General features: G+C 65.7%; 12 protein-coding genes. 4 read left to right on the forward strand and 8 right to left on the reverse strand.

Annotated features, from left to right (window positions below; genetic code table 11):
* Window positions 1-65: 65 nt before the first annotated feature.
* Genes JLZ96_RS08385 through JLZ96_RS08405 form a run of 5 tightly spaced genes read right to left on the reverse strand, consistent with a single transcriptional unit; the run spans window position 66 to window position 16,284 of the window.
* Window positions 66-7,703, reverse strand: a complete 7,638-nt coding sequence (locus JLZ96_RS08385) for a non-ribosomal peptide synthetase (RefSeq protein WP_201009836.1) — start codon at window positions 7,701-7,703, stop codon at window positions 66-68.
* Between the two features lie 6 nt (window positions 7,704-7,709).
* Window positions 7,710-8,447, reverse strand: coding sequence for a phosphopantetheine-binding protein (locus tag JLZ96_RS08390; protein ID WP_374758029.1), 738 nt, complete (start codon window positions 8,445-8,447; stop codon window positions 7,710-7,712).
* The gene (locus JLZ96_RS08395) at window positions 8,401-11,097 is read right to left on the reverse strand and encodes an AMP-binding protein (RefSeq protein ID WP_201009838.1); all 2,697 of its coding nucleotides are present in this window, start codon (window positions 11,095-11,097) and stop codon (window positions 8,401-8,403) included. The genes JLZ96_RS08390 and JLZ96_RS08395 overlap by 47 nt, the downstream gene beginning before the upstream one ends.
* The gene (locus tag JLZ96_RS08400; protein WP_094644594.1) at window positions 11,094-12,749 is read right to left on the reverse strand and encodes a (2,3-dihydroxybenzoyl)adenylate synthase; all 1,656 of its coding nucleotides are present in this window, start codon (window positions 12,747-12,749) and stop codon (window positions 11,094-11,096) included. Before JLZ96_RS08400 ends, JLZ96_RS08395 begins: the two co-directional genes overlap by 4 nt.
* A 43-nt stretch (window positions 12,750-12,792) precedes the next feature.
* Window positions 12,793-16,284, reverse strand: coding sequence for a non-ribosomal peptide synthetase (locus tag JLZ96_RS08405; protein WP_201009839.1), 3,492 nt, complete (start codon window positions 16,282-16,284; stop codon window positions 12,793-12,795).
* Window positions 16,285-16,400: 116 nt separating this feature from the next.
* On the opposite strand from JLZ96_RS08405, the gene JLZ96_RS08410 reads away from it, so the two are divergent.
* A complete protein-coding gene (locus JLZ96_RS08410) occupies window positions 16,401-17,612 on the forward strand; it encodes an ABC transporter substrate-binding protein (RefSeq protein ID WP_201009840.1) in 1,212 nt (403 codons plus the stop codon).
* Between the two features lie 72 nt (window positions 17,613-17,684).
* Here JLZ96_RS08410 and JLZ96_RS08415 read toward each other — a convergent pair whose 3' ends face one another.
* Complete coding sequence (locus JLZ96_RS08415; RefSeq protein ID WP_201009841.1) at window positions 17,685-18,101, reverse strand: HIT family protein; 417 nt, start codon at window positions 18,099-18,101, stop codon at window positions 17,685-17,687.
* Between the two features lie 91 nt (window positions 18,102-18,192).
* On the opposite strand from JLZ96_RS08415, the gene JLZ96_RS08420 reads away from it, so the two are divergent.
* Window positions 18,193-18,984: an HAD-IIA family hydrolase gene (locus JLZ96_RS08420; protein WP_032374032.1), complete on the forward strand. Its 792-nt coding sequence runs from the start codon at window positions 18,193-18,195 to the stop codon at window positions 18,982-18,984.
* A gap of 46 nt (window positions 18,985-19,030) precedes the next feature.
* Here the strand turns inward: JLZ96_RS08420 and purB are convergent, their stop codons facing one another.
* Entirely contained in the window at window positions 19,031-20,455 is a 1,425-nt protein-coding gene (purB, locus tag JLZ96_RS08425) for an adenylosuccinate lyase (protein WP_201009842.1), read from the reverse strand.
* Between the two features lie 130 nt (window positions 20,456-20,585).
* Here purB and JLZ96_RS08430 point away from each other — a divergent pair, with 130 nt between their 5' ends.
* A complete protein-coding gene (locus JLZ96_RS08430) occupies window positions 20,586-21,236 on the forward strand; it encodes a DsbA family protein (RefSeq protein ID WP_201009843.1) in 651 nt (216 codons plus the stop codon).
* Window positions 21,233-21,361: a hypothetical protein gene (locus JLZ96_RS25130; RefSeq protein ID WP_255182292.1), complete on the forward strand. Its 129-nt coding sequence runs from the start codon at window positions 21,233-21,235 to the stop codon at window positions 21,359-21,361. Before JLZ96_RS08430 ends, JLZ96_RS25130 begins: the two co-directional genes overlap by 4 nt.
* A gap of 11 nt (window positions 21,362-21,372) precedes the next feature.
* On the opposite strand, the gene JLZ96_RS08435 is transcribed toward JLZ96_RS25130, so the two are convergent.
* Window positions 21,373-22,020: a TetR/AcrR family transcriptional regulator gene (locus JLZ96_RS08435; RefSeq protein WP_032367536.1), complete on the reverse strand. Its 648-nt coding sequence runs from the start codon at window positions 22,018-22,020 to the stop codon at window positions 21,373-21,375.
* Window positions 22,021-22,056: the final 36 nt, after the last annotated feature.

Genomic DNA, 22,056 nt, shown 5'->3' on the forward strand with positions numbered 1-22,056 from the left:
GACCACGCACTGACTGCGTCCACACCCGACCGGGCGAGGCGACTGACAAGGTAGCACTAATGAGGTTACCCTTGCCTCATTAGGCCGTCCTCTGACTCCCTGTCCTCCACAATTCGACACGCGGCCGACAGGGCCTCCCGCCAGAGCCCGGCCAGTTCCTCCACACCGTCGAGCACTCCTGCCGGCCACGTGTACGTCACACCGAGTACCGACGACCCGTCCTGTTCGTGCACGTAGCTGTCGACGACCAACGCATAGCCGCAGGGCGTCTCGGTGCCGGGCGTGGTGTCGAGACTGCTACGCAATCGGCTGGCCCCGAACGGACCGCCTGTCGCGGTGTCGAAACGGCCCAGATAATTGAATTCGATGTCGGCCGTGGGCATGTGCCGCAGCACCGCACCCGCCTCACCGCTGCACCACCGCAGCATGCCGTACGTCGACCCGTCTCCCGGCACCGAATCCCTCGACCGAGCCGCGTCCGTCGCGATCGTACGCAGAACCGATTCTGCGGCAACAGGATCGGACCGGTGCGACATCAGGGCGCGATGGTCGGTCGCGTCAGCGGTCAGGCGGAGCGGGAACACAGCCGTGAGCCATCCGACCACGGAAGAGCCGTCCACCCGATCGGACGCGATTCCCGACCGCCCGTGCCCCTCCACGTCGACGACGAACGACTGCGGACCCGCCGCACCGCTGTCCATCCACTCGACTGTCGCGGCCGCGAACGTTCCCAACAACAGATGTTCGACGGACACCCCGAGCCGCGGGCGGGCTGCGGCGAGAATCCGCGCGCTTTCCTGAGGGGAGAGCGCGAACGTGGTGGTGCGTACGCCTGCACCGGTATCGATCGACGGATCGACCGGACGCACCATCGGAACCCGTTCCGCCCCGTCGCCGACGCGTGTCCAGTACTCCAGATCAGCGAGCACCTCGGCAGAGCCGGCGAGGCGGTGGATCTCGTGCGCCCACTGCCGCATGGAGGGCCCGATCGGGCCGCGATCCGCCGACAACCGCTGCTGCCACGCAGTCGTGATGTCCGGCAGCAGTATTCGCCAGCTGACCCCGTCGACCACGAGGTGATGCAGCGTGATCAGGAGCTCACCCGAGGAGTCGGTGTCACCGTGGTGGCGCAGCCACACCACATCGACCATCCGGCCGATCCGGGGATCGAGCCGACCACGTGCCGCGCGTGACTGGGCGGCAACACGTTCTGCGAGCAGCGATTCGGTGAGCCCGTCCACATACTCGGTACGGACCCACTCGGCCACGTCGGCAGTACCGTCCGGCAACACGGTGAACACGGGCTCGGAGCCGGGACGACGCTCGAAACTCGAATGCAGGATGGGGTGCCTGGCCACCACGAGATCGAGAAGCTCGATCAGCGAGTTCTCGGTCAGATCGGCGGGAGCCTCCAGCAACACCGCCTGCGAGATCTCGTCGACGGACCCATCGAGACTGTCCATCCAGCGGAGGATCGGTGTCAACGGGACTTCTCCGTACGGCGACAGTTCCTCGACGCCGGAGGCCATCGGTTGCGCCGACTCCGCTTGCTGAGCAAGTGCTTCCGGCGTGCGCCGAGCGACGATGTGACGGGGCGAGACCGCCATGCCCACCGTCCGCAGCCGCGCCGACAACTCCATGGCCATGATGCTGTCGCCCCCGAGATCGAAGAAGTCGTCGTCCGCGGAGACCTCCGGCACATGCAGCACAGCGGCTACTGCGCGGCATATCTCCCGCTCGACGTCGATGCGCGGCGCGCGCCCGGAACCGAGGGTCGGGACGGGGTCGGGTAACGCGGCCGCATCGAGCTTTCCGTTCGGCAGCACAGGGAACGCATCGAGCACGGTCACCGACGATGGAACCATGTACGACGGAAGGAGTTCGCCCAGACCCGCGCGCACGGCGCTCACGTCGATCGTCCGTCCCGGCGCAGCAACGACGTACCCAGCGAGGGTCGCCTGCCCGGTAGCGATACCCGACGTATGCACCAGCACCCGCGCGTCTGCGACGGCATCGATCTCTCGCAATCGACTTTCGACTTCCCCCACTTCGACGCGGTGCCCGCGGATCTTGACCTGGTCGTCCGCGCGACCGGCATACCTCAATGTGCCGGATTCGGTCCACGACACGAGATCCCCGGTCCGATAGAGCCGAGTACCGTCCGCGGCGAAGGGATCGGCAACGAAGCGGTGCGCGGTGCGCCCCGGCGCGTTGCGATACCCGCGCACCACGCCCGGCCCGGCCAAATAGAGCTCGCCGAGCGCCCCGGGAGGCGCAAGCCGAAGACAGGCGTCCAACACGTATGCCTTCAGGTTGGTCACCGGCCTACCGATCACGGGCTCGGGCGACAGATCCGTCGATGTGAACACCGCATCGACGGTGGCCTCGGTGGGTCCGTAGAAGTTGTACGCGACAACAAACTCATTCGCGCGCAACCTGTTCCACAACTCGACCGATACCGCCTCGCCGCCGACCCCGACTGACGTCAGTGTGTCGATCGATCCCGACCGCATCATCTGTTCGAGCAACGACGGCACGACCTCGATGAAATGCACCGACAGCGTTCGCAGTCGCTCGGTGAGTTCTCTCGGATCGAGAACGACCTCGGGATCGATGAGATGTACTGTGTGCCCGCCGAACATCCACAACTGCGGTTGCCAGGATGCGTCGAAGGCCATCGACCAGGCATGCGCCACGTTCAGAGTGTCCGTGCCCGCGCGCGCCGCCGTCGGCAGATGCACGCTCTCGCGATGGGAGTGATAGAGATTCGCCAGTCCTCGGTGCGGTACCGAGACTCCCTTGGGCACACCGGTCGTACCGGAGGTGTAGATGAAGTACACCGGGTGGTCGGGATGCAATGCGGACCGACGCTCGGAATCGGTGACGGCAATCCTGTCCGTCGACGACGGCGTCAGGGCCTCGACCGCCGATGCCTTCACCGTGATCACCGGCTGCGCATCGTCGAGAATCTGCCGCGCGCGTTCGGTGGGCCAGTTCGGGTCGATCGGTAGGTAGGCGGCCCCGGACTTCATGACCCCGAGGATCGTCGCCATCGTCGTCACGGTTCGTGGGGCCTCGACGGCCACGATATCTTCCGCGCCGACACCGAAACCGAGGAGCCATCGCGCAATTCGATTGGAGACGCGATCGAGCTCGGCGAACGTCAGAGCCGTGGCGGCGTCTGCAACAGCAACGGTGTCCGGTTGCAACGCGACGCGGTCGGCGAACAGGTCCACCATCGTCCCGTCCGGATACCGACGCTGCGAGCCGGCGTACTCGGTGCGGAGAATCCGAGTCGTCGTCTCGTCGACGAGAGACAGTGCGGCGATCGGCGGGTCGCCTTCGTCGGCGAACGCACCCAACACCGAGGTCAGTGCGGACGCCACTGCGCGGGCGCGAGCCACGGGCACCGAGTCGCTGCGGTATTCGACCACCAGCCGCATCCGTTCGCCCGGATGGACCGTCAACACGAGCGGGTAGTGCGTCACTGTGTGGAATCCGGCGACCGACACCGAGAAGTTCTCGGCATCGACACCCGAAGTGTCTGCAGCAGCGAAGTTCTCGAACACCACGAGTGTGTCGAACAGCGTTCCCCGTCCGACGGCCTTCTGAATGTCTGCCAGGCCCACGTGATGATGCGGAGCCACGGCGATCGAGAAGTCCCGCAGACCAGCGAGCACGGTCGACAGACGTGCATCGGGTCCGACGTCGACACGGACGGGAACGGTGTTGATGAACAGTCCGACCATGTCTGCGACACGATCGAGGTCGGTGGGACGCCCCGAAACCGTCGAGCCGAACACGACCGACGGAGAATCCGTGAATGCCGAGAGCACCACGGCCCATGCTGCATCGACCAGTTCGCTCAGCGTCGACGATCGACGACGCGCCGACTCGATGAGCCGAGCGGTGTCCTGCGCACTCCACTCGAGGTCGATCTCGTGCGCCTCGGAACGTACCGACGACGATGCCGATGCCGACGCTGCCACCATCGTCGGTGCCACGTCCGCGCCGAGCGCGCGACGCCACGCGTCGACGGACGAGTCGTCGCGGCCCGCGAGCCACCGCAGGTAGTCGTCGAACCGCGCAGGTTCCGGCAGTGCCAGGCCTCGGTAGAGCTTGAACAGCTCGGTACCCACAGTGCCCATGGACCACCCGTCCACGAGAAGATGGTGGACGGTCAGCACCACCCGGTGACGATCGTTCCCGCAGTCCAGCAGCAGAATTCGGACGAGCGAGTCCTGCTCTATGTCGAACGCACGCCTGTCCTGGTCGATCAGGTCACGGGCGGTAGGCGATGTCGGATCGTCGACGACATGACGGCGGAGTACGACTCGACCCGTATCGCGGATCGCGACGGTCGTCCCGGTGCTCAACGTCAGAAAGCGCGAGCGCAGCGCTGGATGACGGTCGAGGAGCGCGTCGAGTGCGCCCCCGAGACGTCGCGGATCCAGCAGCCCGTGCACCTCGAATTCGGTGGCGATGACGTAGATTTCCTCCACTCCGTCGCCCGAGGCTACGGACTGGAATGCCAAGCCCCGCTGCAGCGGAGTGGCCGGGCGAGCTGCCTCTGGATCGATTCCATGAGAGCGCAATTCGGCTACATCGGCATCGGTCAGCAGCGCTGCCGAACTGTCGGGCCGGTCGACGATCGCAACGGCCCGGGCGCTTCGGCCCCGCTCCACCAGCCCTGCGACCGTTCGACACTCGAAGACGTCTGCGGTGGTGATCGGAAGTCCGGCGGTGCGCGCGTGATGGACGAGGGTGATGGCGGTGATGCTGTCGCCGCCGAGCGAGAAGAAGTCGTCGTCGACGCCGATGGACTGGGCGCTCTCCGCACGGGTGGTGTCTGCGAACAGCGCCGCGAGTGCTCGCTCGTCCTCGGATGCAGCCGGTCGCGATCGGCTGGGACCACCGTCGGGTATTCCGCGCTCCTGCAGAACTTTTCGATCGGCCTTGCCATTGGGGGTTCTGGGAATACTGTCGACGGCCACCCAGAATGCGGGCACCAGATAGTCGGGAACCCGGCGACGAAGCGCCTCCCGCACCGACGCGGTGTCGACCGAGTCGGGAGTCACGTAGGCCACCAGCACACCGACGCCGTCACCGTCGGACACAGCGACCACGGCGCACTCGTCGACCGAAGGGTCACTGGCCGTCCAACTTTCGACCTCCCCCAGTTCGACGCGATGGCCTCTGATCTTGACCTGACGATCGTCTCGACCCAGAAATACCAGGACGCCGTCGACGAGACGGGCACGGTCCCCGGTGCGGTACATTCGCGCGCCATCGCCGCCGGGATCTGCGACGAAGAGAGTCGCGGTCTCGGCCGGTTTCCCGGAGTATCCGCGGGCGAGCTGCACGCCCGACACGTACAGGTCGCCAGGAACGGCGTTCCGAACCGGGCGTAGCCGAGAGTCGAGCAGCCGCAGTGTGGTGTTGTCCACCGAGGTTCCGATGACCGCAGGGTCGCCGTCGACCCGCTGGACGGCGACGTCGCCTGCGACTTCGGAGGATCCGTAGGAATTGTCGATCGTGGCGTCCGGCGTCACCGCTCGGATCACGTCGATCATGTGGTCGGTCAACGGTTCTCCGCTGAGTATCCAACCGGTCACCGAAGCGCAGTCCGACGGTGCCGTAGCGGCCAACGCGGCAGCCAGAGAACCGATGGCGGTGACCTGTTCGGCACCGGACCGTCCGATGAGCGAGGCCACGGCACCCGAATCGCCGTACTGGTGATCCTGTGCGAGTACCACACGTTGGCCCGCGAGAATGCCGGTGAGCAACTCCGTCGCGCCGTCGATGAACGCCAGCGAACTCTTGGCAACTCGGCTGCCCGGTCTGCCCCACCGCGTCACCGCCCACTGCAGCCGGTTGGCCAACGCGTTCCTGGTGCCGACCACACCCTTGGGCGTTCCGGTCGAACCCGACGTGTACACGAGATAGGCCGCGCACTCACCCGGGACGCTGCGACCGAACGGCGGCGTCCAGTCCTGTTGTCGTACAGCGGTATCGACACGGACCGCAGTCTCCATATCCGTCAGTGCCGCGGGGGTCGCATCGTCGATCAACAGCAGGTCGTGCCCGGAATCGGACAGGATCAGTTCGATCCGCTCACGCGGGTAGCGAATGTCGACGGGTACGAACGCTGCGCCGACGTCGATGGTCGCCAACAGCGCCGCCACCATGTCGAGACCTCTGCTCACCGCAACAGCGACGCGGCTTTCGACACCGATGTGGTGCACACGCAGCAGTGCGGACACCTGTCCGACCCGCGTGGACAACTGCCCGAACGTGATGTGCTCGCCGCCGATCAGCAGTGCCACGTCGTCGCGGGACTGCTCGAAGCGCGCTGCCAGAGCGGTCTCGATCGGCACCACGGTTCGGTCCGGTCCGACGCTGCGCCCCTGGCCATGTGGGGCGGCCACCAGTCGAGTGACGTCGATGTCCGACACTGTCGTCATCCGATCGAGCATCTCGACGAACGTCTCGGCGTACATGGCGGCCTGCCGCCGGCCGACAGCGGCCTCGTCGTGCAGTACGAACGCCCACAGAGCAGGATCGGGGCCCACGATCAACGCCATCGGGAAGCTCATGTGCGCACCCAGCACCGTGATCTCGTCGACGGTCCCGCTCGTCTCGGGTATCGGTGCGGGATAGTTCTGGTACACGACTATGGTGTCGAACAGCTCTCCGCCGCCGACTGTTCCGGCGATGTCGGACAGCCCGAGGAACCGATACTCGTCCAGGTCGAGGTGGTCTGCCTGCACGCGTGCGAGCATCTCGGTCGCCGTTGCAGCCGAGTTCCACCGCAGGCGGACCGGCACGGTGTTGAGCAGCAAACCCACCATCGCCTCGGCACCATCGAGATCGAACGGCCGCAGCGACGTCGCCATCCCGAAGGCCACATCGTCGGAACCGGTTCTCGCCGAAAGCATCGCCGCCCAGGCTGTCTGCACGACGACGTTCGTGGTCACGCCGGTACGACGCGCGTATTCGGACACCCGCTGGGCCAACGCATCGTCGATATCGACGTCCAGGCGCGAGCGCGTGCCCGCGCTGGACCCATTCGCTCGGTCCCCGGCAACGAGAGTCGCGGACTCGAACCCGTCGAGGTAGTCGGCCCACCGCTGACGCGCAGTGACGTTGTCCTGCAACGCTGTCCACGCGAGATAATCGCCGAAGTCGGGTGCAGGCGGCAACCGCGCCCCCTCGCCCGATTCGTAGAGAGCGATCAGCTCCCTGACGAAGATGGCCTCGGACCACCCGTCCATCAGCGCGTGATGGTAGGTGATCAGAACTCGCGGGGCGCGCGCAGAAGTGGAGTAGGAGAAGCGAATGAGCGGCTGCTCGAAGAACGCGAACCCGGCCGAGCGGTCTCGTCGGAGATGATCATCCCACTCGTCGTCGACGGCCGTCACGACCGGCGTCGACGCGCGCGGTACCACCCAGACCAGATCACCGTTACGGCGTTGCCGCAGCAGCGCTCTGATGTTCGGGTAGCGATCCAACAGCAGTTCGAGGGCACGATCGAGCCGGCCGCGATCCACCGCGGCGGACAGGTCGAGCACCGTCTGTGACAGGTACGGATCCTGCGCTCGCTCGGCGAGCGTCGATTGCAGGTACATCCCGACCTGCAGTGCGGTGAGTGGGAGTACGGCGGCGATCTTGGACTGCGACGTGGCCGCGGTATCGGTCGTCATGTCTGCTCACATACTGCTTTCGAATTCGTCGAGCTCGTCCTGGGACAGTTCCACCGTGGCGGCGGCGTGGACAGCGGGGCGTGCGTCGGCGTCCGGTGTGAGCTCCGCCCCGAACATTCGCACCGTCCGCTTGCGCATCACCTCACGCGGTGCCAGCGGAATCGAGGCCTTTCGCGCCCGCGATGCCACGGCCAGGCAGGTGATGCTGTCGCCGCCGAGCGCGAAGAAGTCGTCGTCGATCCCCACGCGTCCGACACCCAGAACCGCCGCGACGATCTCGCACAACATCGTTTCCACCGGCGTTCGGGCCGGTACGAACGTGCCTCCGCCCACGGCGTCGACGGTCGGAAGAGCCCGCACATCGAGCTTGCCGTTGATCGTCATCGGAATGCGTTCCAGGGCAGCGAACAACGTCGGCACCATGTACTCGGGCAACGTCGCTGCCAGCCGGTCTCGAATGGAACCGAACAGCACGGACGTGTCGGTCGTACCGCCGTCGCGAGGAACGATGTATGCGGCCAGGGCGCGAGTACCACTCCCGATCTGCACCGTACGCACCACCGCGCCCACCACACCCTCGCATGCGGCCACGGCGCGTTCGACCTCTGCGGTCTCCACTCGATAGCCGCGAATCTTCACCTGGTCGTCCGCGCGACCGAGGTAGTCGAACAGACCGTCGGCTCGAATGCGAACCAGATCACCGGTGCGGTACATCCGTGCGCCCGGAGTCAAGGGGTCGGCCACGAATCTCGTTGCCGTGTCGCCGAATCGGTTCACATAGCCCCGCGCAAGACCGACACCGGAGGTACAACTCCCCCACCGAACCGATCGGGACCGGCCGTAGCCACTGGTCCAGGACGGACGCACGTGTGCCCAGGATCGGCGAACCGATGGACGGCCCGACGCTGTCCCTTGTTCCGGTACCGAGCGCGTTGATCGTGTACTCGGTAGGCCCGTAAAGGTTGTAGCCGATGCCGTCGAGCCGACTCCACAGTGCATCCGGTACCGCCTCACCACCCAGCAAGACCAGGGGAATTCGATGTCCGTCGCGTTCGTCCAACAGTCCGAGATCGAGCAGATGTCCGGCATACGTGGGCGTCACGTTGACCACGTCGATTCTGTTCTGCTCGCAGTAGTGAGCCAATGCCTCACCGTCGCGGCGTAATTCCTCGTCGCAGATGTGTACCTCGTGACCTTCGACGAGCCACAGCAACTCCTCCCACGACATGTCGAAGGAGAACGACACCGTGTGTGCGATCCGCAGGGTGCGGTCTCCTGCCACGGCGACGGTGGGAGCGAAGATCTCGTTCCGGTGATTGATCTGCATGTTCGTCAGACCGCGATACGGAGTGACGACGCCCTTCGGTGTTCCGGTCGAGCCGGAGGTGTAGATGACGTAGGCGGGGTGCTCGAGTCGGCCGACGGTGCCGGACGCAAAACCGACCGACGCTGTGGCCGCCTCGACTTCCGACGCGTCGATGTCGTACGCCAACTCTGTTACGACCTCAGGGGAGTCGACGACCATCCGTGTGGCGGTGGTGGCCAATCCCCGGCTCTCCGTGTCCACCGTCGTCACCAGAACGGCCGGTTGCGCGTCGGCCAACATGACGTCGAGACGCTCTGTCGGATAGTCGAGTTCGAGGGGCAGGTACGCGGCACCGGTACGCAGCACCGCGAACAGGGCCACCACCATCTCCACCGATCTCGGCAGAGCGAGGGCCACGATGCGTTCGGGAGCGGCACCCCGGCGAAGCAGCGCCAGTGCGCAGGCGTTCACCCGCCGGTCGAGGTCGCCGAAGGTCAGCCGCCGGTCTCCGAACACCAACGCGATGTCGTCGGGAACGGCCGCGGCGCGTGCGGCGAGCAATTCGGCGATCGTGTTGTCCTGCAGTCGTTCCGATCGGCCGTCGAACTCGTTCTCGACGACACTCGGCATGTCGCCCGGGGCAGACGGCCAGCGCGAGATCGGCAGATCGGGCTGCGCTGCAACGGTATCGAGTGCCGATGCGAACGAGTCGAGCAGCGATCGGGCACGCTCGTCGTCCACAGAATCGGGTAGATACGTCACCGACAGGTTCAGTTCATCGCCGGGATCCACTGCGATGGACACCGGGAACTCGGACCCATCGACGGTCGAGATGTGTCGCACGCGGCGCTCGTTCCCCGCCGACGTCGATTCTTGTCGTCCCGCAGGCCCGGCAGCGTTACGCAGGACGAGCAGGGTGTCGAACAGAGCCCCCGCACCGATGGCCTGCTGAATTCCACCGAGACCGAGGGTGTCGTGCGGCATCAGGTCGAGACGCTGATCCTGCACGCGCGCAGCCACATCGGTGACCGAATCGAATCCACCTGCCGTCACCCGGATCGGCACCGTGCTGATGAACGCGCCGATCGCGGTGTCGGAACCGGCCACATCCATGGGCCGACCGGCGACGGCGGTACCGAACACCACATCGGACCGCCCCACCACACGCATCAACACACTCGCCCAGGCCGCTGCGAGAACCGTGAACAGAGTCGAACCGGATCGACGTGCGTGCAGATCCAGCGCGCCGGACACCGCTGCCGTCACTCTGCGTTCGATCCTGCGGGGTGAACCGTCCCCACGGGTGGCCTCCGCGGCCACCGAGGTCGGGCTGTCGATATCGCCGAAGTACCGCTGCCACGCCTGCTCGGACTCGGCACGGTCGCGAGAAGCCAGCCAACGCAGATACTCACGGTAGCCGTGGTCCGGCGGAACGGGCGTGCCGTTCTCGTCGTGCTGCTCCAGGACTCGAGCCACGAGCAGTGCCGAGGATCCGCCGTCGAAGCACCCGAACCAGTAGGTGGTCAACAGTCGGTCGACCCCTCCGGGAAGGTGCACCAGGGTGACCCGAAACAGTGGCGGCGCAGCGATGTCGAACGAGAGCGCCCGGTCGTCCGCGAGAATCCGGCTCCATCGATCGTCCACCTCGCTCGCCGGGCACGCACGGAGATCCACCACCGTCAACGGTGCCTGCACCGCAGAGAGCACGACCTGGGCCGGCGCGGTGTCGTCCGGCGTCACGAAGGCCGTCCGCATCGCCGCGGTGGTATCGACGACCGATTGCAGAGCTCGCCTGATCCTGTCGTCGTCGAGGACGCGGTCGACCTCGACGACGGTGCGGACGGTGTACAGCTCGGTGGCATCGGCGTCGACACCTACCTGGAAGACGAGCCCGAGCTGCAGTGGTGACAGTGGCCAGACGTCGTCGATGGATCCGAATTGCTCCCTCAACGACTCGAATTCGGCGGACTCGACGTCTGCGAGTGGGCCGCGGCTCGCCTCGGGTGCGGCCTCGTCGCCTCGGGCATGCCGCAACCGCTCCTGCACCAACCTACGTCTGACGTCGTCGAGATCCATGGGTTCCTTCATCGAGTCGGCTGCTGTTGCGTGCACTGTGTGACGAGCAAGGACTTGTCCACTTTGCCGATGGCGGTGACGGGCAGCGATGTTCGTGTCACCACGCGATCGGGCAGTTTGAATCCGGCGCAGCCGGCCGCCGTCAGGAAGGCCCGCACGTCGGCGACGGTCGGACCGCTTCCGTTCGGCACCACGACTGCGCAGACACTTTCGCCCACAGCGGCATCGGGCACCCCGATCACCGCGACCCGCGCTACTGCAGGATGGGTGAGCAGCAGGTCTTCGAGCTCGTCGGCCGCGACGTTCTCGCCGTTTCGGGTGATCACGTCCTTGATGCGACCGGTGACGACGAGATGGCCCGACTCGAGCTCGCGCACCTGATCCCCACTGCGATAGAACCCATCCGGGGTGATGGCAGTCGTATTATGTTCTGCCGCAGAATAATAGCCATTGATGGTGTAGGGGCCCCGCGTCAGCAATTCACCGACTTCCCCGGGCGATACATCGTTTCCGTCCGCATCGACGACGCGCACCTCGTCCAGATGGGACAACGGCCTGCCTTGCGTTCCGATCACCAGTTCCGGGCTGTCCTCGGCTCGGGTGTAGTTCAGTAGTCCTTCGGCCATGCCGAACACCTGCTGCAGCCGGCATCCGAGCGCGGGCTCGACCAGCTTGGCGACCTCAGGTGCCAGCTTCGCTCCCCCGACCTGCAGCAACCGCAAGCTGGACAGGTCTGCATCCTCCCATTCCGTTGCCTCGCACCACAGATGAGTCAACGTCGGAACCAGCGCCGTGATCGTCACGCGATACCTCTCGATCAGCGCGAACGCGTGGTCTGGGCTGGCACTGCCGGAGAACACCACCGTTGCCCCTACCCCGAGGGCACCGAGCAGCCCGGGGCATGCGAGCGGAAAGTTGTGTGCAGCAGGGAGAACGGCGAGATACACGTCCTCGGGACCGAGAGCGCAGACCTCCGCACTGGCCCTGGCGTTGTATTCGTAATCGTTGTGCGTACGGGCAATCAGCTTGGGCAATCCCGTCGTGCCACCGGAGACCAGCAGTAAGGCAGGATCGGTCGGCCGGGCGCGCGGAAACTGTCGGGGCACCCCGGCCACCGCGGACAGAGAGGTATGGGACCCGCCGCCGTTCGATTCGGGTCCGGAACTGTCGACGAAGACGTGCCGAACACTCGTCACCGACGCGAGAACCTCATCGGCGAGTTCGCAATAGTCGAAGTCGCCGTCCCGATCGGAGATCACGTACGCCACCGCCGATGCGGTGGCGGCGAGATGGGTGATCTCACGTCGGCGATGTGCAGGCAGCGTCAGCACCGGGATCGCTCCGCATTCGAGCAAGGCGAACAGCACGACCGCAAAGTTCACGGAGTTCGGTAATTGCACGACCACCCGGTCGCCCGGTCCGATGCCGCGATCGGCGAATCCGGCTGCGACGCTCCGCACTCGTCGAAGCAGCTCGTCGTACCTCAGCTCCGTGCGATCGTCGACGACCGCCCTCGAAGGGCCGAACTGCGTCGCCCACGTTGCGAACACCTCTGGAAGGGTTTCACCTCGCCACAACCCGGCGTCGAGGTACCTGCGGGCACGCTCGTCGCCGAACGGTACGAAAGCGTCGACGTCGGCGTCCGGCTCGGCAAGTTCGGTCATGTTCTGCACCATGGATTCTCGTCCTCCGGGAATGCGAAGCGGGTCAGGAATGGTGTTCGAGCGCGGCCGACAGTTCGTCCTCCGACATCGCTTCGACCGACAGGAAGATCTCGGCGGTGGCTTCGAGGAATTCTGCGTCACCTTCTGCGTCGATCATCCGGTCCGCGAGCCCGGCCACGGTGGGTGCCGCGAACATCATGCGCACGGTGACCGACGTGATGTCGAAGGACTCGCGAATGCGGGCGACGATGGTCGTCGCCAGGACGGAATCGCCGCCGAGCGCGAAGAGCGTGTCCGTCACACCGATGCCGTCGACCCCGAGTACCTTCTGCCAGATCAGGGCGAGGGCGCTTTCGAGGTGAGTTCTGGGCGCAATCCGGGCATCGACCCGTTCGCTTTCTCCCGCTGCGCGACACAGCCGGACGACGGCAGCGGAGTCGATCTTGCCGTTGACGGTCAGCGGCAGCGCGGAGACCGTCACGATCTGCTCCGGCACCATGTGCGCTGGGAGACGCTCGGCGGCCCTGGCCCTCACGGCCGCTACCGTCTCACGGGGATCCGCGTCTCGATCGGTCGGCACCACGGCGGACAGCAGGATCGGAGCTGCGGTGCGGTCGACAACGGCTGCGGCAGTGGCCACCTCGTGATCCGCGGTGAGTGCCGCTTCGATCTCTCCGAGTTCGATCCGAAATCCGTTGATCTTGATCTGGTTGTCCACACGGCCCACGAATTCGACCATGGAGCCGGTCTCGGCCGTCGAGCCGGGGCAGTACCGAACCAGGTCTCCGGTGCGGTACCAGCGGTAGCCGTCGGCCTCGACGAAGCGCTCGTTCGTACGCTCGGGATCGCCCAGGTAGCCGTCGGCGAGACCGACGCCCGCGACCCACAACTCACCGGGCACCCAGTCCGGCACCTGGTTCCCACGCGCATCGACCACCCGAAGAGCCGTCGACGCGAGCGGCACCCCGAACGGGACTGTGCGCCAGTTCGGATCGACGTCCACGACCTCACAGATGCTGTTGTGGATCGCGGTTTCCGTAGCGCCACCGAGTCCGGCGAACCGACATCCGGGAACCGCCGCCGTCAGCCGCCGGTAAAGGTCGATACTCACCTTGTCGCCGCCGAGCATGACGACCTCGAGCGAACCGCCCACATCGTCACCGGTGGACAGGATCATGTCCAGCAGCGGGGGCACGCAGCTGATCACCGTGACGCGGTGCGCACGAATCAGAGCGGCCCAGCGCTGCGGATCCTTGCGCTCGTGTTCCTGGATTAGCACGGCCGTACCGCCGGCCGCGAACACCGAGAACAGGTCGAACGTGCACAGGTCGAAGTCCAACTCGGACAGGCACAATGGACGGTAGCCCTCGTTCAGGTCGAAACGTTCGACCAGATCCATGATCGTGTTCATCGCGGCGCGATGCGAGACCACAACACCTTTCGGTTCACCCGTGGAGCCGGAGGTGAAGATCATGTACGCGGGCGCGGTGTCGGGGCCGAGGTGCGGGGCGGGCCGAGGCTCACTCAGGATCGCGTGGGACACCGCGAGACCGTCGTCGCCCGATCCGCCGATCGTCACCGTGAACCCCGCTTTTCGGGCGATCAGCGCAGCACGGCTCGACGGTTGGTCGACGCCGATCGGTACGTACACCCCGCCCGCGGCGAGCACACCGAGAACTGCGACCACTTGATCGGGACCCTTCGGCAGCGTCACCCCCACCGTGTCGCCCACTGTCATATCTCGGTCCCTTAGTGCCCCAGCAACTCTCAGTGCCCGGTCACACAGATCGCCGTACGTCATCGACTCGTTCTCGCCCCACTCGAGCGCCACCGCGTCGGGATGCTGCGACGCGCGATCGAAGAAGGCGCGGTGCAGAGTCTCGTTCCCGGCCGACTGCGACGCGTCCGTTCGGGGTACATCGGCTGACGGAGTTCGCGACATCAGCTGACGCGGTGGAACCAGCTGACCCACAGGCTCCGCCCACACGGAGTCACCGTCGACCACGAGTGCGCGAACCAGCGTCTCGAACGCGTCGAACATCGCGTCGGGAACTCCTGGGAGGAACTCGTTCTCGCGTATGTCCCAGTTGACCAACACGCCACCGTCGAGTTCGGTGATCTGCGCGTCGAGAACCACCTGCGGCCCCTGCGACATGATCCACACCGGATCACCGAAGACCTGCCGCGCGCGAGCGTCGAACAACTCGCCCAAACCGAGCGCGCTCGTGAAGACGACGGGAGCCAGCACCGGCTCTCCTCGACGGCGACCGAGGTCGCGCAGCACCTCGACCCCGGAATAGTCGGCGTGCGAGGCGTCTTCGTGCAGTCGGGACCGGATCCGACGGGAACGTTCGACGAACGAGAGCGGCTCGCTCAGATCGACTTCCAGCATGACCGACGACGAGAAGTCACCGATGAGATTCTCGACGTCGGGATGCGTCGGAGCGCGATCGAACATGGGCACGTTGAGCAGAAACCGTTGTTCGCGAGACCAGGCACCGATCACCTCGGCGAACGCCGTGGCCACTGCCACCGCCGGGGTGACTCCGTGGGCTCTGGCGTGCGTCTGGAGATCGCCGTATGCCGCGGAGTCGAGATGAAATGCCCGACGCAATGCTACCGGAGCACCCGAATCATGTTCCAGCAACGGAAGAGTCGGCGCTCCGGGCAGTGAGTCGAGGCGCTCGGACCAGTAGCGTTCGGCCTGAGCACGGGCGCTGCGTCGATCGAGCGGCCGATCGGCGAGGTACCGCGAATAGCTGTACTCGATTGCCCGGAGGGGATCGCCGTCGTAGGCCCGCGCCAGGTCTGCAACCAGAATACGGAAACTCACTGCGTCGCCGGCGATCATGTCGATGTCCAGGTGCAGACGCGTGCGACCGTTCGGCAGGAGCGACAGATCGGCCGAGAACATCTCGCCCGCTTCGATATCGAGCATCTGGTGGGTCAGACGGAGCCGCGTTTCTTCGAGGCGGTCGGTCGGGTCGGACTCGGATCGTAGGTCATGGACCGTCAACCCGCGCCACCCCGAGGTCGGTTCGATGCGCTGCTGCCCGTTGTCCGAAATCCGGGCCCGCAACATCTCGTGCCGTTGTGCGACGGCATCGAGCGCCGCACGTAGTCGATCGGGATCCACTGCCTCGCCGTCGAATTCGGTGTAGAGATGCGGTGCGACCCCGCCGAACCGCTGCTCGGCACTGCGCCCGATCCAGTAGGCGTGCTGCAACAGTGCGAGATCGAACTCCGACGTGTCCGATTCGACCAGCGTCGATTGCCGCTCGGGGTTTCGGGAACTCGATTCGGCCGAACCACCGATCAGTTCGGACCAGGCAGAAATGTTCGGCTGCGCAGCGAGCTCGGCAAACGTCACCGTCGACCCCTGCTTGCGGAATCTCCCGACCAACCGCATCAGAACGATCGATTCGAGACCCAGCTGGAACAGATCCGCGTCCATCGACACAGCCCCGGGTTCCGCACCGATCAGTTCTGCAACCACCGCCCGCAGTTCGTCCCGTCCGATTCCCCGCTGATCCATTCGGTGAGTCCCCTTCGATCGACTGTGTTGCGTATGCGCGCGACCAGGCGATATCCAGAGCCAGTCCATAAGGAAAGGCTACCCTCGCTTAGTCGACCCTGAGGAGGCTAGCATCTGTGGGCTACCGCGAGGAGGGTGCCCTCGGCCCCTACCTCGACACCAGGAAGAACGGCGCTCCACTCGACATCGGCCATCTCGGCCTCGACGAAAGCAGACACGTGACACCGATTTCGAGCAGATTCGGCTCCGCACCCCGCGCCCTCACCGGAGGCATAGCGGTTCTCGTGCTTCTCGCTGCTGCCGCGTGCAGCAGCGGCACCACCGACACCGAGGACGCCGGCACCCAGGCCGTCGACCTGAACGCGAACCCCGCCGCGTGCAGTGCGAACGACCGCGTCGATTCGGTCGACCGAGCGTCCGGACCGTTCACATATACCGACGGCCGCGGACGGACCGTGTCCCTCGATGCACAACCGACCAGAATCATCGCCGACGAGGAATCCGCCGCTGCGCTGATGTCGTACGGAATCAAGCCGATCGCCATCTGGTCGACGACGCCGATGGGGACCAGCCCGATTCTGAGTTGCTCCGATCTGACGGGCATCGAATCGGTCGGCGAGACCTGGGGCACCTTCGATTTCGAGAAAGCCGCCAGCCTGGACCCGGATCTCGTCATCGGTGAGTTCAACCCGAGATTCGGCCAGTTCGGCAAGTTGACCACGACGGCCGATTCGTCCAAGGCCGACACGATCGATCGGATCGCTCCCACCCTGGGGGTCACCTTGGACACGACGTCGACGGCGAAGACCATCGAGAACTACGCCGGGTTGGCGTCGTCGCTCGGCGTCGACCTCGACACCCCACAGCTGGCAGACATCAAGTCCGACTACGACGCTGCTGTCACCAACTTCAAGAAGGTTGCGTCCGAACGTCAGGACCTCACCGGAGTCGGAGTCTGGCCCCTCGACGTCGCCTACGTACTCGACCCGTCGGCGGATCCCGACTTCAGCGACTACGAAAGCTGGGGCCTGAAGATGTACACCCCCGACGGCACCGACGACGGTTACTGGAAGAAGGTGTCCTGGGAGAACGTGTCGAGTGTCGATGCCGATGTCGCGTTCGTCTACCACGACGTTGCCAACGCATCCGACGTGAAGCTTGCCGACATCCCGAGCCGTTACCCCGGCTTCGACACCATCTCCGCCGTCGAGAAGCAACAGATGGTGCTGTGGGACTACGGCGCCAACAAGAGCTACAGCCGCTACACCAACACCATCGACGTCTACGCCGATGCACTGTCCAAGGCGCAGAAGGTCACTGCCGAGTAGTCGTATCGAGCACACTCACGGCACCATCGGTGATCGCTGCCGGTGGTCCCGTTCTGTGTTCGTTCGTCATCACTACAGGGCAGCCGCGATCTCGGCGGCCAGTCGGTCGAGTTCGGATCGATGCGGCGACGACGGCCGAGCCCGCAGGCCGAATCCGTCGCCGATCATGCGCGGGATGACGTGCAGATGCACGTGGAAGATTTCCTGACCTGCCACCGTGCCGTCGGCGAGGAACAGGTTCACCCCGGCGACACGTGGATTGCTCGCTCGCACAGCGGCAGCCACCTTCTGCCCGACGACGAACAGATGCGCGCCGATCTCGGGCGGCAACTCGGCCAGCGTCCGATACTGCTGTTTGGGCACCACGAGCACGTGCCCGGTGGTGAGAGGCCTGATGTCCATGAACGCGATCGCGGTGTCGTCCTCGTGGACGCGCGACGCCTCGGCGGTCCCGGCAATGATCTCGGAGAAAATCGTGTAGGGGTTCACGGCATCGAGCCTAGGCGCGAGCGCTGACTGCACGAACGACACCGCGACTGCTGAAACTGCACGACTGACTCGACCCGACTACTGTTTGCCGATGAGCATCGGCGGGGTTCTCTTCGACATCGACGGCGTACTCGTCACGTCGTGGCAGGCGGTACCCGGAGCAGCCGCGACGCTGAAGTACCTGGACAACAACAACATTGCACGCGCGTTCCTGACCAACACGACCTCGAAGACGCGCGAGCAGATAGCGGCGGCATTGCGCGACGTCGGACTCGACGTCCATTCCGACGAGATCGTCACCGCCGCGTCGCTCACCGCGGATCATCTACGCGAGAACTACCCGGATGCCCGGGTGGTCATGATCAACAACGGCGAGATCGCGGCCGATATGCCGGGCATCGAATTCGTCGACGAGTCGTCCGGGGATCCGGATGTCGTGGTCGTCGGCGGTGCCGGCCCGGAGTTCACGCACGAACGGCTCAGCCGCGTCTACGACTGGCTGTGTCGCGGCATTCCCGTCGTCGCGATGCATCGATCGTTGATGTGGAGTACCGGTGGCGGGTTGCGCATCGACACCGGCATGTACCTCGCCGGGATGGAGCAAGCGTCCGGACACGCCGCGAAAGCCATCGGCAAGCCCGCTCCCCTGGGCTTCCGCACGGCGTCCGAGCGGATGGGCGTCGACCCGGACGACGTCGTCATGGTCGGCGACGACCTCGACAACGACGTCCTCGCCGCCCAGGTCGTCGGCATGACCGGTGTTCTGGTGCGCACCGGAAAGTTCCGTCAGGACGTGCTCGATCGACGCATCACCGACGAATTCGCGATGGAACCCGATCACGTGATCGACTCCGTCGCAGACCTGCCTGACGTCCTGATGTGAGTGGAAACTCGTAGCCCACTACGAGTTTCCACTCACAACAGAGAACTCAGAGAATCGGCGACGGGCTGTAGGCCGCACCGCCGGGGAACTTCGCGATCAACCGCTCCACGGCCGAGACGACGGCATTGACCTGAGCGTCGGCCGCACCGATGAAGGCCGTCTTGTCGGCCAGTGCGGCGTCGAGGGCAGCGCGGTCGAGTGGGAGTCGATCGTCGGCGGCGAGGCGGTCGAGCAGGTCGGGTTCTTGCCCCTGCTCACGCATCGCCAGTGCGACGGCAACTGCATGTTCCTTGATCGCCTCGTGCGCGGTCTCGCGGCCGACGCCCGCGCGCACGGCAGCCATGAGCACCTTCGTCGTCGCGAGGAACGGCAGGTATCGGTCGAGTTCCTTGGCGATGACGGCGGGGTACGCACCGAACTCGTCGAGCACGGTCAGGAAGGTCTCGATGAGACCGTCGATGGCGAAGAACGCGTCGGGCAGCGCGACGCGACGCACGACGGAACAGAAGACGTCGCCCTCGTTCCACTGCGCTCCGGCGAGCTCGGCGGCCATCGATCCGTAGCCGCGAAGCACCACCTGCAGGCCGTTGACGCGTTCACACGAGCGCGTGTTCATCTTGTGCGGCATCGCCGACGAACCGACCTGGCCGGGCTGGAAGCCCTCGGTGACCAGCTCGTGGCCCGCCATCAGGCGGACGGTGTGCGCGAACGACGACGGCCCGGCACCCACCTGGACCAGCGCGGACACGACCTCGTGATCGAGCGAGCGGGGGTACACCTGGCCGACGCTGGTGAGCGTGTGCCGGAAGCCGAGATGATCGGCGACGATGCGTTCGAGTGCGACGAGCTTCGCGGAGTCTCCGCCGAAGAGGTCGAGCATGTCCTGCGAGGTGCCCATCGGGCCCTTGATGCCGCGCAGTGGGTAACGCGCGATCAGTTCCTGCAGCCGGGACAGCGCGAGCAGCAGCTCGTCGGCGGCCGACGCGAAGCGTTTGCCCAGCGTGGTGGCCTGAGCGGCGACGTTGTGGCTACGGCCGGCCATGACGAGGGAGGAGTATTCGGCGGCGCGTTCGGCCAACCGCTTCGCCACGGCGACACCGTGCGTGTGGACGTGTTCGAGCGAACGCAGAATCTGCAGCTGCTCGACGTTCTCGGTCAGGTCGCGGCTGGTGAGTCCCTTGTGGATGTGCTCGTGACCGGCGAGGGCGTTGAACTCCTCGATGCGAGCCTTCACGTCGTGCCTGGTGACGCGTTCCCGCTCGGCGATGGATGCCAGGTCGACCTGGTCGGCGACGGCCTCGTAATCGGCGATCGCCGCGTTGGGCACGTCCACTCCGAGCGAGGACTGTGCGCGCAGCACGGCAATCCACAGTTGCCGTTCGAGCGTGATCTTGTATTCCGGAGACCACAGCTCCACCAGTTCGGGGCTTGCGTAACGGGTGGCCAGGACATTCGGGATGCTCACGAGCATCCAGCTTACGTGGCCCAGTTGTCGGTCTTGGAAGACGACTGCACTGTTTCGAAAGTGGACTGCCGCCACCGACCTCCCGCGATCATCGCCGCGTGGAATAAGAGCACCGCATTCCGATGTTGCAGCCGCCGTGAGCCGAACAGTGAAGGTCGACATCTGGTCCGACATCGCGTGCCCGTGGTGCTTCGTCGGTAAGCGCCGTTTCGAGGCAGGTGCTGCGGAGTTCATCGCCGATGGCGGGGCGCTCGAAGTGGAGTTCCACTCGTTCGAGCTGGCACCCGACACACCGGTCGACTTCGACGGCAGCGAGGTCGACTTTCTCGTCTCCCACAAAGGCATGCCGGCCGCCCAGGTCACGCAGATGTTGGGGCAGATGACCGAGCTGGCCGCAGCCGAGGGGCTTGCGTACGACTTCGACGCCGTGCAGCACACCAACACCATCAAGGCGCACGAGCTCCTGCACTTCGCCAAGTCGAAGGGCAAGCAGGTCGAGATGAAGGAACGGCTGCTGGCGGCCTACTTCGAGGAGGGCCGCCACGTCGGACGCGTCGACGACCTCGCCGACCTGGCCGCGGAAATCGGTCTCGATCGTGACGAGGTGGTCGAGGCGCTGAAGTCCGAGGAATACCTGCCCGCCGTGCGCGCAGACAAGGAGCAGGCCATCGCCTACGGAATCAGTGGTGTGCCGTTCTTCGTGATCGACGGTCGCCTCGGTGTGTCGGGCGCGCAGGAACCGTCGGTGTTCGCCGACGTCCTGCAGAAGGCCGCGGCCGGCTCATGAGCGGCCCTTTGGAGATGGTCGGCGACGACCACGGACTCGTCTGCGAGGACGGTGTGTGCGAGGTGCCGCCGATCCGAGACGCAGACTCGGGCGAGAACGACTTCGGGTTGAACACGCCGGCCTGAGGGGGCCTGAGTCAATCGGCCGACACCTGTTCCGCTGGTGCCACGATGTCGATGACGGCCAACAGCATGCTGCGCGCCATTTCGCGCGGATCGGGATCCACTTCGCTGAGCGCGCCCACCACTGCACCGTCGACCACTGCGACGAGTCGTCGTAGCTGCTCTTCCTGCACCGTGCGCCCCGATCGCCGCAGCACATCGGTCAGCAGGTCGTCGATCTGGGCGCGCAGCCTCAACTGCACCTCACGCAGTTCGGGATGCCGAGCCGACGCGATGAACCGCTCGTATCTGGCGACCAGTTGCTCATGACCGCCCTGCGGCCCGATCAGCAGGTCGACGATGAGATCGACCGTCGACTCCATCTTCTGCGAGCACTTGCCCTCGTCGTCGATACGTCCGCGCATGACGTCGATCTCGCGGGTCCCGACGACGTCGACCGCCGCGGCCACCAAGTCGCCGAGCGACTCGAAATAGTAGGTGGTCGACGCCAACGGCAGTCCGGCGCGAGCGGCAACCGACCGGTGCCGAACCGCGTCGAATCCACCCTCGACCAGCAGGTCTGCAGCCGCCGACGCCAGAGCGTGGCGGCGGCGCACTCCCTTCGGAGTCGCACCCGACACCTTGTGCTGCGACTCGGTCGGACCTGCGGACATTCCAGTCATCGTGCCAGCTCGCAGCCGTTCGTCGGACTGCTTTCG

It is taken from the genome of Rhodococcus sp. NKCM2511 (genome assembly GCF_014905595.1).
Taxonomy (GTDB): domain Bacteria; phylum Actinomycetota; class Actinomycetes; order Mycobacteriales; family Mycobacteriaceae; genus Rhodococcoides; species Rhodococcoides fascians.